This is a genomic window from Dongia deserti, from assembly GCF_003574735.1.
In the GTDB taxonomy this organism is placed as follows: Bacteria; Pseudomonadota; Alphaproteobacteria; order Dongiales; family Dongiaceae; genus Dongia_A; species Dongia_A deserti.
This window is the reverse complement of sequence record NZ_QORW01000010.1, coordinates 115,239-129,390: the sequence shown is the minus strand read 5'-3', so window position 1 is coordinate 129,390 and position 14,152 is coordinate 115,239. Positions and strand designations below refer to the sequence as shown.

At 64.5% G+C, this 14,152-nt stretch carries 14 protein-coding genes; 4 read left to right on the top strand and 10 right to left on the bottom strand.

What is annotated here, in order from left to right; genetic code table 11:
• Positions 1 to 83: 83 nt before the first annotated feature.
• The 3 genes from DTX69_RS17045 to DTX69_RS17035 form a co-directional block, all read right to left on the bottom strand.
• A complete protein-coding gene (locus DTX69_RS17045) occupies positions 84 to 869 on the bottom strand; it encodes an agmatinase (protein ID WP_284735842.1) in 786 nt (261 codons plus the stop codon).
• 192 nt (positions 870 to 1,061) lie between these two features.
• On the bottom strand, positions 1,062 to 1,727 hold the full coding sequence (locus tag DTX69_RS17040) for a DNA-3-methyladenine glycosylase I (RefSeq protein WP_119302753.1): 666 nt from the start codon (positions 1,725 to 1,727) through the stop codon (positions 1,062 to 1,064).
• Positions 1,714 to 2,277 carry a TetR/AcrR family transcriptional regulator gene (locus DTX69_RS17035; RefSeq protein ID WP_162917296.1) on the bottom strand — a complete coding sequence of 188 codons (564 nt, stop codon included), beginning with the start codon at positions 2,275 to 2,277 and terminating at the stop codon, positions 1,714 to 1,716. The genes DTX69_RS17040 and DTX69_RS17035 overlap by 14 nt, the downstream gene beginning before the upstream one ends.
• A 153-nt stretch (positions 2,278 to 2,430) precedes the next feature.
• Here DTX69_RS17035 and DTX69_RS17030 point away from each other — a divergent pair, with 153 nt between their 5' ends.
• The 4 genes from DTX69_RS17030 to DTX69_RS17005 all read left to right on the top strand — a co-directional run bounded on the left by DTX69_RS17030 (position 2,431) and on the right by DTX69_RS17005 (position 6,601).
• Positions 2,431 to 2,718 (top strand): DUF1330 domain-containing protein, encoded by a 288-nt coding sequence (locus DTX69_RS17030; protein ID WP_162917295.1) that lies wholly within the window; start codon positions 2,431 to 2,433, stop codon positions 2,716 to 2,718.
• An 80-nt stretch (positions 2,719 to 2,798) separates the two neighbouring features.
• Positions 2,799 to 3,782 (top strand): haloalkane dehalogenase, encoded by a 984-nt coding sequence (locus DTX69_RS17025; RefSeq protein WP_162917294.1) that lies wholly within the window; start codon positions 2,799 to 2,801, stop codon positions 3,780 to 3,782.
• A gap of 995 nt (positions 3,783 to 4,777) precedes the next feature.
• Positions 4,778 to 5,911, top strand: a complete 1,134-nt coding sequence (locus DTX69_RS17010; RefSeq protein WP_119302749.1) for a fructose-1,6-bisphosphatase — start codon at positions 4,778 to 4,780, stop codon at positions 5,909 to 5,911.
• A 174-nt stretch (positions 5,912 to 6,085) separates the two neighbouring features.
• Positions 6,086 to 6,601 carry a BON domain-containing protein gene (locus tag DTX69_RS17005; protein WP_284735841.1) on the top strand — a complete coding sequence of 172 codons (516 nt, stop codon included), beginning with the start codon at positions 6,086 to 6,088 and terminating at the stop codon, positions 6,599 to 6,601.
• Positions 6,602 to 6,640: 39 nt separating this feature from the next.
• Here the strand turns inward: DTX69_RS17005 and DTX69_RS17000 are convergent, their stop codons facing one another.
• From DTX69_RS17000 to radA, 7 genes are all read right to left on the bottom strand, one after another.
• Positions 6,641 to 7,702 (bottom strand): class I SAM-dependent methyltransferase, encoded by a 1,062-nt coding sequence (locus tag DTX69_RS17000; RefSeq protein ID WP_284735840.1) that lies wholly within the window; start codon positions 7,700 to 7,702, stop codon positions 6,641 to 6,643.
• 330 nt (positions 7,703 to 8,032) lie between these two features.
• Complete coding sequence (locus DTX69_RS30710) at positions 8,033 to 9,046, bottom strand: cupin domain-containing protein (RefSeq protein WP_284735839.1); 1,014 nt, start codon at positions 9,044 to 9,046, stop codon at positions 8,033 to 8,035.
• A gap of 129 nt (positions 9,047 to 9,175) precedes the next feature.
• Positions 9,176 to 9,733 carry a cysteine hydrolase family protein gene (locus DTX69_RS16985; protein WP_119302747.1) on the bottom strand — a complete coding sequence of 186 codons (558 nt, stop codon included), beginning with the start codon at positions 9,731 to 9,733 and terminating at the stop codon, positions 9,176 to 9,178.
• Between the two features lie 7 nt (positions 9,734 to 9,740).
• Complete coding sequence (locus DTX69_RS16980; protein ID WP_119302746.1) at positions 9,741 to 10,463, bottom strand: SDR family NAD(P)-dependent oxidoreductase; 723 nt, start codon at positions 10,461 to 10,463, stop codon at positions 9,741 to 9,743.
• The gene (gene purF, locus DTX69_RS16975; protein ID WP_119302745.1) at positions 10,460 to 11,914 is read right to left on the bottom strand and encodes an amidophosphoribosyltransferase; all 1,455 of its coding nucleotides are present in this window, start codon (positions 11,912 to 11,914) and stop codon (positions 10,460 to 10,462) included. The genes DTX69_RS16980 and purF overlap by 4 nt, the downstream gene beginning before the upstream one ends.
• A 22-nt stretch (positions 11,915 to 11,936) precedes the next feature.
• Positions 11,937 to 12,674: a CvpA family protein gene (locus DTX69_RS16970; protein WP_162917293.1), complete on the bottom strand. Its 738-nt coding sequence runs from the start codon at positions 12,672 to 12,674 to the stop codon at positions 11,937 to 11,939.
• Between the two features lie 40 nt (positions 12,675 to 12,714).
• The gene (gene radA / locus DTX69_RS16965; protein ID WP_119302743.1) at positions 12,715 to 14,133 is read right to left on the bottom strand and encodes a DNA repair protein RadA; all 1,419 of its coding nucleotides are present in this window, start codon (positions 14,131 to 14,133) and stop codon (positions 12,715 to 12,717) included.
• Positions 14,134 to 14,152: the final 19 nt, after the last annotated feature.

Sequence of the window (14,152 nt, the reverse complement as noted above, 5' to 3'; positions counted from 1 at the left end):
ATCGATGAGACCAGAATTAAGCAAAATTTTTGCGTAAAGGCGGTTGCTCGGCGCGCTGTCTGGTGAAGACGGAAAGCCGGATTTCAAACTTGCCGGACGATGGTGCCGATCACATTGACAAGAAGGCGCGCGGCGGTCAGGGCCGACAGGCCGTCAATGTCGGCGGGAGGATAGAGCTCGACCAGGTCGAATCCTGCGATCCTGGCTCGCCTGCCCAGGCCCACGATCAGGTCGATCACCTGCGTGTAGGTGAGACCGCCGGGCGTGCGCGCCGCCACGCCCGGCATGATGCCGGGATCGATTCCGTCGCAGTCGAGGGTGACGACAACGCGCGCTCCTTCCGGAATATGCCGGAGAGCGGCTTCGACGCCCTGGGCGTGGACCTCGCGGGCGGTCACGAAGCGGCTGCCATAGTGCCGTGCCGCTTCGATTTCGGCGAGGCGTGCGCTGCCGACGCTGCGGAGGCCGACCTGCACCATGCCGGCGACATGCGGCATCTCGCTCGCCCGGCGCATCGGGTTCGAATAGCCGTAGCGTTCGCCGTGCACCTCGTCGCGCCAGTCGATATGGGCGTCGATCTGCAGGATCCAGATCGGCCCATGATCCGCAAAGCCGGCGAGGAAGGGGATGGGCACGGAATCGTCGCCGCCGAGCAGGATCGGTACAGCCGGCAACGCCAGAACCTCGCGCGTCTTCGCCTCGATCCGGACCCGGTTGCCGGCATTGTCATGCATGATGGTCGGGATGTCGCCGGCGTCGATGCAGCAGACCGGCTTGCCGTCGAACAGCGGGCCGCCGAGATCGAAATCCCAGTGCTCGACAAGCGCGGCATCCTCCTGGCTCGCAGCGCGGATGGCGTCGGCGGCCAAGCATGGCCGCTGCTGTCCTTGCCGGGGTAGGTGCTGCCGTGACCGGCTCCGAAGATCACCGCACGGGGCACGCGGCCATCGGCGAGGCGATCGGGAAAGCCGAGGAAGCGAGGCGCAGTGGTCATTTCTCGATGGTCCTGATGATGGCTTGGCTGAAATTTCGGTGTTGTGGGCGCCGTTCGGTGTCCACGGCTACATGCTCATCGCCAGGATGCGGCTGATCTCGGTTAGGCTTCGCCCGGATTGCCCGATCCATTCGTTGAAGGCGTCCTGCACCGCCTGCATGGCGCGTCTGCCGCTTGGCGCACCCTCTATCACGCCCTCGGCGATGAGACGGGCAACAACATCGGGCGACAGGATGAAGCTGGAGTATCCAAGCCGACGCAGCATTCGTTGGCCCGTCACACCGCCCAATCGTGCGCCGTGCCTGGTCAGGACCTCCAAGAGGCCGACGAAATTCGTGTCCGGCCAATCGGCGAAGAACCTGCCCGCCGAGCCGTGCTCCGAAGCCAGATCGCAGGCGAAGCGGGCGTTATCGATGACCGCCATGATCTTGGCGCCGTTGCGCACGATCCTGCTGTCCATCACGAGTCGGTCGACGTCTTCGTCGTGATAGTAGGCGATGCGCCGGGGATCGAATCCTTCGAAAGCAGCTTCGAAGCCCTCCCATTTGGCGTCGATGACCTTCCAGTTGAAACCCGCCTCGAAAAGGCTACGTGCCATTGACGACAGCCAGCGGTCATCTGCAATGGCTGCGATTTCATCGCGCGGCAGTGGCCTGTCGAGCAGGGCTTCCAGCGCTTTGGTCCCACCCTTGCGTTCGGCCGCGATCGCGTAAATTTCGTCAAAGCGACGCATCTTCTCCCTCGTAAACGCCAAGCGCCTCCAGGCTGGTGCGCGCGGCGAGCCAGAGTTCCTCCTCGTTACGCACTGCCTTCGACAGCGTGTTGATACCGATCAGCAGCGATTGCAGTGCCAGGGCCTTGCCATGCACGTCGGTGTCCGCGTCGAGTTCGCCGCGGGCGACAGCGAGTTCAAGTAGCATCTCGAACCGCGCGGCACTGGTGAGCACGGCCTCGATCAGCATGGTACTGAGTTTCGCTTGCGGACCGCCGGCAAGCTCGCACAGGCTGTTGATCGCCAGACATCCGCGACCTTCCGGATCGCATCCACGGGCCGCGCAGACCTTCCGGAACGTGTCCGAGATCAAAAGTCTGACCGATTGATCCGGGATGCTTTCATGGAGCGCCCGGTCCGGGGACTGCGCGAAATAGGCTGCGAGCACTGCCCTGAACAAGTCCTCGCGCGTGCCGAAGCTGTTGTAGTAGCTCGATCGGGTGATGCCGAGCTTTTCGGAGATCGCCTTGACAGAGCTGGCTTCGTAACCGGAGCGCCAGATCTCCTGCATCACCGTCTCAATCGCGGCATCCCGGTCGAATTTCGAGGGTCGAGCCAAGAGCGGCATCCTTCCAGAAAGTTTTATACATCTATGGACAAAATAGTCCAAGTATGTTTTGTACATACCTGTTCAAAACCTTGCGCGTCAAGAAGGAGGCCCTGGATGAGCGCATTTCTCGTCTCACGCATCAAGGTGCGCGACCCCGCACAGATGAAGGCCTATGGCGCTGCCGCGGCGCCCACCGTCGCGGCGCACGGCGGCGAGGTGCTTGCTCGCGGAAACTTTGCCGAGGCTCTACTTGGGACGGGCGCACCCCACGCTACGGGTGTGATCCGGTTTCCCGATCTCGCAGCCATCCACGCCTGGTTTGGGTCACCCGAATACCGGGCGCTGACTGATCTGCGTGAGGCCGCGGGCGAGATGGAATTCCTCGTATACGAAGCGCTGTAAGCGCCACCGATCACTCTCCCAGCACCCCCTTGGACCCTCAAACCTCCGGCCGCGACCGGCGCGCCGGATAGGAGATGTCTATGCTCAAGACCCTGACACGTGCGGCGTTCGTCGCATCCACCTCCCTGATGGCGCCGCAGCCCACCATCGCCCAGGACGTTGCCCACAAGCTCCCCGCTCCTCCGATCAACGAAGAACTCAGCATCCCCCGCCATGAGATAGCGGTGCTCGACAGCACCATGTCCTATCTCGAACAGGGAGAGGGCGAGGTGGTGTTGTTTCTGCACGGGAACCCGAGCGCGGCCTATTTGTGGCGCAACGTCATGCCCTTCGTCTCCGAAAACCATCGCACCATTGCGGTCGATCTGATCGGCATGGGTCATTCGGGCAAGCCTGACATCGAGTACAGATTCGCCGATCATGCCCGTTATCTCGACGCGTTCGTCGAGGCGATGGGGCTGGAGCGGATCACGCTGGTTGGCCATGACTGGGGCGCGGCGCTGGCCTGGGATTTCGCCCGCCGCCACCCGGACGAGGTCGTGCGGCTGGCCTTCATGGAGGGCGTCCTGCCACCCGCCTTCCCGCAGCCTTCCTACGAAGCGATGGGCGAAGAGATGGGCGGCATGTTCCGTGCCATGCGGGATCCGCAAGAAGGACACCGGACGATCATGGAGAACAATAAGTTCGTCGAGCAGATCCTGCCGATGATGATCAACCGTCCGCTGGGCGATATGGCCCGAAGCGAATATGGCCTACCCTATCGTCAGGTCGAGGATCGCCTGCCCACCTGGGCTTGGCCTCGTGAAGTGCCGATCGAGGGAGAGCCCGCGTCCAGCGTGACGCTGATGACCGACATCCAATCCTTTATGGCTGAGACTCGGATGCCTGTCCTCCTCGCCTATGCCGAACCGGGTGTGCTTGTCCCGCCGCTAGCCGTGCCCTTCTACACGGGTTTGATCCAAAATTTGGAAACGGCCTTCGTCGGTCAGGGCTTGCACTTCATTCAGGAAGACCAACCCGTCGCAATCGGCCGCGCACTTGCCGACTGGCTGCGCAGGAAGTGAAATTTCGTCGTTGAGACGGCCTGCGCCGTGGCCGGTGCTGGGGTTGAGTCCCCGCAGGCCAATTGTGGCCGCCCGCCCGGGTGTCGGCGCAAGTCTCAAGGGGAGCACTCATTACGCCGCCTCCCGCTCATCATCGTCGAGAGCCAGCGCCTCGGCCCGCAGCTCGTCCTCGGGGAGAAAGGCCAGCAGGCAGTCGGCGGCCTTGCTGGCCTGGCTCGCCACCCGCACGATGGCGCGATACCGAGGTGCGCGCTCCGTTCGCGGCGAGTCTGCATGCTGACCTGTTCTCCGATCGTGTCGCCCTGTCCTCTTCGACCGATCGTGCGCGTCCTCCAGAAGGAGAGTCCGGGACGAGCAGACTTCAGGGAAGATTGCCGTCAGCGCAATGCGGTCGAGACCGGACGCTTACGCCGCCGCAACGATCCACCGAGGGAAGCTGGGGAGCTGGTCCAATGAGCAACGAACCGAGCCCGGGCGATATCCTGCACTATCACATCATGGAATCGGCGGGGCACCTGGCCGTTCGATCATTTCCTTCGTCGATCGAAACCGAAAGCGTGCAACAGTGCTGCAGCGCGTGGGGCGGATGTCCTACGCCGCGTCCTGCTCGCCGGCACGTTGGCCAGCTCGATCGGGCTGATGCTGCCCTGGGCCCTTTCCCATCTGCATATAGACTCGGTGTTCGGCACCGGGCCGGTCGCGACCATCACCCAGGACGTGCTGACGGTCCTGATTTCATCTCGTGACGCCGCTGCTTGCGGCTTAGATGCGTTCGGTCACGACTTCGGCGTGCGCTCGAGGGGTATTTTTGGAACAGATTGCGCGCCTATGCGTTAGTGCTTCAGCTGCCCTGGCTGAATTAGGTCAGCACATATTCAATTGTACATGACGCGGCCGGACGCTGCTCGCTGTGCGAGGCAGCGCCCAGAAGCGTTTTTGTCGCTCCGGGCCAGCAGCCGCGCTCGTCTCACCAGGCAGGATCTAGGAGAGGCATCATGAGACTCACGCTCTCGGTCATTAAAGCAGATGTCGGCTCTATCGGCGGCCATACCAAGCCGTCGCATCGCATGCTCGATGTTGCGCGCCAAGCCGTGGCGGAGGCGGTGGGGAAAGGACTCCTCGTCGACGGCTACGTCGCCCACACCGGTGACGACATTGCCCTCGTGATGAGCCACGGGCGCGGCAAGGGCCATCCGGAGATCCACAAATTCGCCTGGAACGTCTTCACGAAAGGGACACAGATCGCCAAGCAATTCGGCCTCTATGGCGCCGGCCAGGACCTGCTGGCGGATGCGCCCTCGGGCAATCTGCGCGGCGCCGGCCCCGGTGTCGCGGAGATCGAGTTCGATCATGAACTGGCCGGACGCCGCCCGGCGGAATCCTTCCTGGTCCTGATGGCGGACAAATGCGGACCTGGCGCCTATAACCTGCCACTGTTCCTAGCCTTTGCTGATCCGATGTATTGCGCCGGCCTGATGCTGCCGCCGATGATCAAGGGCTTCCGCTTCCGCATCATCGACATGGACAACACGACCGGCGACAGCACGATCGATCTGGACGCGCCGGACCACGCTTACGAGATCGCCGCCCTGCTGCGCGACAATGAGCGCTTCGGAATCGACGGCATCTTCTCCCGGACCTACGGCGAGCAGGCGGTCGCGGTCTCGGCCCAGCGCCTGCACGCGATCGCGGGCAAATACACCGGCAAGGACGACCCGGTCGCCATCGTGCGCAACCAGGGCATCTTCCCGGCGCCAGAGGAGCTGCTGTCGCCGTTCGCCAAGGCGCACTATGTCGGCGGTGACGCCCGCGGCTCTCACGTGATGCCGCTGATGCCGGTGCCGCTCAACACCGCCGTCACCGGCATGTATTGTCTACCGATCGTCTCTTGCGCCGGTTTCTCCATCGATCGCGACGGACGGTTCGCCGATGCCGAGATCGACTTCTTCGCCAACCCGGCGTGGGACGAAGTGCGGCGGCGGGCGCAAGAGAAGGCGATCGAGATGCGCAGCCAAGGCTGGTCGGGTGCCGCGATGCTGCCATATGCCGAGCTTGAATATAGCGGCTTCCGAGACACGGTGACCGGCCTGGTGAAGCAGTTCAAAGTGCAGGCGGACCAGGCGGCCTAGGAGCCTCGGCCGCAATACCGCCTCGACGGGCGCACACCGGCGATGCTGATGCGCGCCCGTCTCCTTATACCGCGCCGTTAGGTGCCGGAACCTTCTCGAAAAGCACCGGTTCTCATTGTGAGAGTTCAGGATCCCTGCCGGCGATCCATGGTGTTTGAGCGAGAGGAACCACGCATGGCCCGCAACGATGACAGCCCGCCGGTACTGGGCCGACGGCGCGATGATCCCTATGATGACGGCTGGTACCGGCGCTGGATCAGCAGTATCGCCGACGACGTCGCCTCCAATATAGAAGGCGCGGACGAGCGGGAGGCCCGCATGCGTCTCCTGCACGATAGCTTCAACCAGATGCGGCGACGTCTCATGCCTAGGTCTTTTGGCTATCGCGGTCGCGGTCCGCGCGGCTACGTCCGCTCGGATGAACGCATTCGGGAGAACGTGAACGAGCAGCTGACCGCCGATCCATACGTCGATGCCACGGATATCGAGGTCTTGGTGGCGGAAGGTATCGTGACGCTGAATGGCACGGTCGAAAACCGAGCTGAGAAGCGCCTGGCGGAGGATTGCGTCGACACGGTTTCTGGCGTGCGCGACGTCAACAACAACCTGCAGATTCGCGATCTTGCTGAGCGAGCGCCGCGGAATACGAGCGAGCCGCAGGGTGTAGGCGGGCGCCGCACCGCGATCTGACCGCGCCGCCCGGCGGGGCGACGCGGCCATGGTCGCGGATTACTGCTTCACCGACACGAACCAGACATTGAGCGGATCGTGCGGCAGCACGTGGCGCTGCACGTTCGCGAAGCCTGCGCGCTGCAAGAAGGCCTGCGCGGTTTCCCAGCCCCACATGGTGCCGAGCCCGGCGCCGCCCTGCCCAAGTGAGACCGGCATGCAATGGGTGCACGAGATGGCGTAGAGGAAGGCCGCCATCGGCAAGGGGACATTGTTCTCCAGCCGTGCCGATCCGCCGATGTCCTGCATCAGGTAGATGCCGCCCAGGCGCAACGCGCGGTATAGGCGAACCAGCAGCTCGGCCGGTTCCTTCTGGTCGTGCACGGCGTCAAAGCTCGTGATGAGGTCGTAGCGCTCCGTCTCCGAGAACTCCGTCAAATCTCGCTGCTCGAACCGGACGTTGCTCAAGCCGCGCTCCGCCGCTGCCTGCTGGGCGCTTTCGATCGCATCGCCGCACAGATCGTAGCCGGTGAAGCCGCTGTTCGGATAGCGCTCGGCCATCGCGATCAGCGCACGGCCAGCCCCGCAGCCGGCGTCGAGCACGTCGATGCCGCGCTCCAGGCGCGTCGTCAGCCCGTCCGCCAGCGGCAATAGGATGGTGAACAGATGATCCACCACGGTCTGGCCGCTGTCTTCCGCCATGATCTGGTGAAAGCATGGATAGTCCTCATAGGCCATGCCCGCGCCGCTCCGGAAGCAGCCGAGAATCCGCTCCTGCACCGCGCCCATGAGGACGACGGCCTGGGCGTAGACCGCGAGGTTGCCGAGCTGGGCTCCCGGCGTGAGGCAGGCGGCATGCTCGCGCGGAAGGGTATAGGTTGCGCGGCCGGCATCGTAGGTGACCACACCGCCGGTCACCATCACGGCGAGCCATTCACGCACGTAGCGTTCGTTGAGCTTCGCCGCCGCAGCGATCTCGGCGCTGGTAGCCGGCGGCAATTCCGCCATGACACGGAACAGGCCGAGGCGATGGCCGATCGACATCATCGCGGCGATGGCGCCGGCATTGATGATCTCGCCAGCGCGTCCGGAAGGCTTCGGCCGCCTGCTGGTCGAATGCATCGTTCCGGGCTAGCGACAAGGACATGACCAACCTCCTCTTCCTATCTGCGTTAGCCGCCGAAACTGCCCAAATTCCGACGGCAGCCGCGAGTGGCAGATGGGACATAACCGGGTCTTTTGAGCCAGCATGTGAAGCGGCTCACAGGATCGACGGCGGAACATCATCATGATGGGAGGTGCAAGGACGAGCCGGCACGAAGACACCCGCGTATGCCTGCGCCCTATCCGCGATGATTCCAAACCGTCCTGCATCCGGGCAGGTCTGCCCACCGCATGATGGCGGAAAGCGGTCGCTAGGCGGGCGCGCCAGTGCTCCGACCCGCCCGGTGATCAGCGCCGCCGATCCGGCAAACCATCATGCGGCCCCAGCGGGCGCTGCGGCGCATCCGCCCACCAATCGTCGCCCCAGCGTGCGCAGTACTGCACGTGGCGCGGATAGAAGAGCTGGTTGCCCGGCACACTCCTCTGGCCGATCACCATCAGGCGGACATCGGCGTCGCCGTTGTTGATGAGATTGTGGCAAACGCCGGTGCCGGCGGGAAAACCGACGGCCTCGCCCTCTTTCACGCGGTGCAACCAGCCATCGATCCAGGCGTCGGCCTCGCCTTCGAGGATGAAGACGAACTCCTCTTCCTTGCTCTCCGCGTGCGGATAGCAGGAGCGATGGCCGGGCAGCAGCCTCTGGTGATGGATGCCGATGCGCGTCAATCCGAAGAGCGTGCTGAAATCGACGCCGATCTTCATCGGCTCGGGATCGCCGTCATAGGGGCAGTCCGGCTCGCCCTCCTGGCTGCGATAGTGGAGGATGCAATCGGGGCGATGCTCCGCCATCGTGGGTCCGGTGGTGCGCTCGCCGGGCCTGCCGTGGTGCGGGCCCCTCGGGCGGTGCGGCACGTCGTGCCACCAATCCTTCCGGATCGCCATCAGCTCCGGATTGCAAGGGTAATAGACCTTGTTGTCCACCTTCGGCGTTTCGCCCACCACCAGCAGCCGCACCGCGTCGGTGGTGTTGTTGAGGAAGGTGTGGCAGAGCCCGGTGCCGGCCGAGAAACCGACCGCATCGCCCGGCTCCAGGCGATGCAGATGCCCGTCGATCCAGACATCCGGCTCGCCTTCGATGACGAACACGAACTCCTCCTCCATGCTCTCGGCGTGCGGGTAGGAGGTTCGCCGGCCGGGCAGCAACCGTTCGTGATGAATGCCGATTGCCTTGAGGCCGAGGCTGCGCGCCAACGGTGCGCCGATGCTCAGGAGTTCGTCGCTGTTCGTATAGTGCGAATCATCCGGCCCTTCGAGCTCGGTCCAGTGGCGGATGAAATCGGGGCGGGGCTGTTGGCTCGGCATCCTGGTGCTCCTCGCAGGCTCTCGTCGTCAGCATTGTTCATGCCGCTGCCAAGCGATGACAGGAGCATGAACCGTGGTGAGCTTCACCCATGAACGGGGAGCCGTCTGCGATGTTCCGCCGGAACGGGCCTAGAACCGAACGTCACGCGCGGCCGTCACTTTGATCGTGGCGCGTCCGGCATCGAAGCCGTCGAGCACGGCGTTGTGGTGGGCGATGATCTGGGAGAAGGTCAAATCCCCCATGTCCGCCGTCATGTGGCCGTCGGCGATCAGCGTGACGTCGTAGCCCAGCGACACCGCACGGCGGCACATGGTGTCGACGCAGAACTGGGTCATGCAGCCGCCCACCACCAGGCTGTTCACGCCTCGCTCTGCGAGGCGGTCCTGGAGATCGGTTTCGAAGAAGGAGTCGCAGCTGGTCTTGTGTACAACGACATCGCCAGCAGCCGGCGCCAGCTCGGCGCGGATCTGCCAGCCCTCGCTGCCGCACGCCAGGCGGTGCGATGGATCGCCGTCATGCTGCACCGGGATGGCCGGAACGTCCTTGCTGCGCGCGAGGCGGTGGAGCGCGGCGAGCCGCGCCACCGCCTCATCCAGGGCTGCGTCGATCGCCGCTTGGCGCGCAGCCGTGCCCTTGCCGTGCAGGATGGCGTTCTGGACGTCGATAATGACAAGCGCCATCGACATGGCTGGCCTAGCCTTGGGCCTTGATCGTCTCGCCGTTGCCCATGTAGTCCGCGCACGCGAGGCGCACGAAGGGTTCGGTGATCTCCTCCGGCGTGCGCAGGGTCTGCGGGTCTTCGCCGGGATAGGCGGTGGCGCGCATGCGGGTGCGGGTGCGGCCTGGATCGATCAGGTTGGCGCGCACGTTACTCTGCTGGATCTCCTTGGCGTAGATGCCGACCAGCATCTCGAGCGCGGCCTTGCTGACGGCATAGGCGCCCCAATAGGCCCGCACGTCGCGCGCGACGCCGCTCGAGACGAACATCGCCCGGCCGGCGGCGGACTGGCGCAGCAGCGGATCGAGGCTGCGGATCAGGCGCCAGTTGGCGGTGAGGTTGACGTCGATGACTTCCTGCCACGCCTTCGGATCGATATGCGCGAGGGGCGACATCTGGCCGAGCACGCCGGCATTGGCCACCAGCACGTCGAGCTTGCCGTAGCGCTCGTAGAGTCCGGCGCCCAGTTGGTCGATGGTGTCGAAGTTGCGCAGGTCCATTGGCACCAGCAGCGAGGTCTTGCCGTTGATGGCGCGGATTTCGTCGTCCAGCTCCTCGAGCGCGCCGACGGTGCGGGCGGAGAGGATGAGGTCGGCGCCTTCCTGCGCGTAGCGCTTCGCGATGGCGCGGCCAATGCCGCGGCTGGCTCCGGTCACAAGGGCGATGCGGCCGGCGAGAACTCCGGTCGTTGCGCTCATGCCGGCTGGGCCAGCAAAGACAGCTGGGCCGAGACCATGCCGCCCTCCTGGTCACTGAGTGCGGTCGGATAATCGCCGGTGAAGCAGGCATCGCAATATTGCGGCCGGCGACTGTCGCGCGCGGGGAGGCCCACCGCGCGATAGAGGCCGTCGATCGAGATGAAGGCGAGCGAGTCCGCGCCGATGAAGTCCCGCATCTCGTCGACGCTGTAGTTGGCGGCGAGCAGCTTTTTCCGTTCCGGGGTGTCGATGCCATAGAAGCAGGGGTGCGCGGTCGGGGGCGAGGAGATGCGCATATGCACCTCGGTCGCGCCGGCGTTGCGCATCATCTCCACGATCTTTTTGGAGGTGGTGCCGCGCACGATGCTGTCATCCACCAGCACGATGCGCTTGCCCGCGACATAGGCGCGGTTGGCATTGTGCTTCAGCTTGACGCCGAGATGGCGGATCTGATCGGTCGGCTCGATGAAGGTGCGGCCGACATAGTGGTTGCGGATGATGCCATATTCGAACGGAATGCCGGAGGCGGCGGCGTAGCCGAGCGCGGCCGGAACGCCGGAATCCGGCACCGGAATCACGACGTCGGCGCCGGCCGGTGCTTCCTTCGCCAGCTCCGCGCCGATGAGCTTGCGCGATTCGTAGACGCTCTTGCCGTCCACCACGCTGTCGGGCCGGGCGAAATACACATACTCGAAGATGCAGAAACGCTTCGGCTGCGCGCCGAACGGCTTCATGGAGGTGACGCCGCGCTTGTCGAGGATGATGAGTTCACCGGCTTCGACATCGCGCACATAATCCGCACCGACGATATCGAGCGCGCAGGTCTCGGAGGCGAGCATCCAGCCGTCGCCGAGCTTGCCCAGCACCAGCGGACGCACACCGAGCGGATCGCGCACGCCGATCACCATGTCCTTTGCGATGCAGACGAGCGAATAGGCGCCTTCGACCTGGTGCAGCGCGTTGATCAGGCGATCGATCACGCTGCCGCGCAGATGCGTCGCCATCAGATGCAGGATGACTTCGGTGTCGCTGGTCGACTGGAACATCGAGCCACGCTTCACCAGCTCCTGCCGGACCATCTGCGCGTTGGTGAGGTTGCCGTTATGGCCGACCGCGAACCCGCCGAAATGCAGATCGCCGAACAGCGGCTGCACGTTGCGCAGAGAATTCTCGCCGGTGGTGGAGTACCGGGTATGGCCGATCGCGGCGTGGCCGGTCAGCTTACCGACGACGGAGTGCTGCGAGAAATTGTCGGCAACATAACCTTGGGCGCGGTGGGCGTTGAACCGGCTGCCGTCGAATGAGACGATACCGGCCGCCTCCTGGCCGCGATGTTGCAGGGCGTGAAGTCCCAGCACGCAGCGGGTTGCGGCTTCCTCGACGCCGTAGATTCCAACAACGCCGCACTCCTCCTTCAGATGATCGTCATCGAAAGGATGGGTCGTCAGCATCGGCCCCGTTTTTCCTTTTGAGTTATTGCGACTGGCCCTGAATCAGCCGTTCCAGGTCCTTGCGCTCGGCGTCCTTATACCCGGATTGTTCTCCTTGTCCATCTTGATTTCCAGCAGGGCTGCGTTGCGTTCCCTGCCCGCCGTTCTGCCTCGAGTCGCCCGGCGATTCGCCGGCTGGCTGGCCGCCTGGCTGGGGCACCTGCGGGCTGAGTTTCTGAATGGTGTCGTTGAGCTGCTGGCCCTGTTCCACCGCCTTGGACCCCTCATCCAGGATGGCGCTGGCGCGGTCCTTCAGGTCCTGCGGGATCAGGTCTTTGATGAAGGTGGCGGCCATCGCCACATAGGGTTCAGTGCGGGCTTGTCTGATCACCTCAGGCCGTTGCTGCGCGCTGGGCAACAGCCAGTCGGCCATCGCCATATGGGCAAGCGCAACCAGCACGATGCCGCGCGCCAGCCCGAACACCAGCCCTAGCGACTTGTCGAGCGGCCCGAGCGAGCTTGCATGCACACGTGAGGAAATGGCGTGATTAAAGAAGCCGAGGACGATCAGCAGGATCACGAACAGGCTGACAGCAGCGGCGATGTCCGCCAGCAGCGGCTCGGCAATCTGCTGGTTGGCGAATTGGCGCACCTGCGGGACATAGAAGAAGATGACGAACGTGCCGATGGCGGCGCCGATCCAGCCGAAGATCGACAGCACCTCTTTCACGAATCCGCGGCCCAGGGCCAGCAGCGTGGAGAGCGCGATGATCGCCAGCACCACGATGTCGACAAAATTCACTGAACTGTGCTCCGATAAACTATTGCGATAGGACTCGTTTGCCGGCGCTCAACGAACGCACTTCATTATACAGCCAATCCAGGACGTCCTGCAGGTGGCCGATTTCGAGGACCTCTATACCCGAAACGCTGCCGCGTTCCTTTTTGGAATCCCGTCGGCGCGGCATCAGCACCCGGCGGAAGCCGAGCTTGCCGGCCTCGCGCAGGCGCAGTTCCGGCTGCGAAACCATGCGCACTTCGCCGCTCAAGCCGATCTCGCCGAACGCAGCCACATCTTCCGGCACCGGCCGATCGGTGAGGGCGCTGATGAGCGCCAGCGCCACCGCAAGATCGGCGGCGGGCTCCCCGATGCGCAAGCCGCCGGCGACGTTCAGATAGACCTCGTTGCCGGCAAATGCCAGCTCACAGCGCGTTTCGAGGACCGCGAGCAGCATGGCAAGGCGGCTGGAGTCCCAACCGACGACGGCGCGCCGCGGCGTGGCGAGCGGGGAGGGGGAGACCAGGGCCTGGATCTCGACCAGGACCGGCCGCGTGCCCTCGATGCCGGCGAACACGGTAGTCCCGCTGACGCTGCCGCGGCGCTCGGCCAGGAAGAGAGCAGAGGGGTTCGGCACTTCCTGCAGCCCGCTCTCCGTCATCTCGAACACGCCAATCTCGTTGGCCGGGCCGAAGCGGTTCTTCACCGCGCGCAGCAGGCGGAAATGGTGGCCGCGCTCGCCCTCGAAATAGAGCACGGTATCGACCATGTGCTCCAGCACGCGCGGGCCGGCGATCTGGCCCTCCTTGGTGACGTGCCCGACCAGCATCAGGACGAAGCCGCGCTGCTTGGCAAGGCGGATCAGCTCGGCGGCAGCGCTCCTCACCTGCGCCACGGTACCGGGAGCGGAATCCAGATTGTCGAGATACATGGTCTGGATGGAGTCGATCACCACCAAGTCGGGCGGATCCGATTTGTCCAGGCTGGCGATGATGTCGCGCACGTTGGTCGCGGCGGCGATCTGCACCGCATGAGACTGCTGGCCAAGCCGCTTGGCGCGCAGCTGCACCTGCTCGACTGCTTCTTCGCCGGAGATGTAGGCAGAGCGCATCGGTTTTGCACCACCCGCGACGGCGGTCACGATCTGCAGCAGCAGGGTCGACTTGCCGATGCCCGGGTCGCCGCCGATCAGGATGGCGGAGCCGCGCACCAGACCGCCGCCGGTGACGCGGTCAAACTCGGCATTGCCGGTAGCGCGCCGCAACGCCTCCGGCGCGTGGCCGTCCAAAGCGACGAACTCGATCGACTTGCCCTTGCCGCGGGAGAGGCCCTTGGGCATCTCCTCGCGCGCCGCTTCTTCGACGATGCTGTTCCAGGCGCTGCAGGACTCGCAGCGTCCCATCCAGCGGGGAAAGCTGGCGCCGCAACTCTGGCAGACATAGCGCGTATTCGACTTCGCCATCAGCGATGGTCTCCGCTGT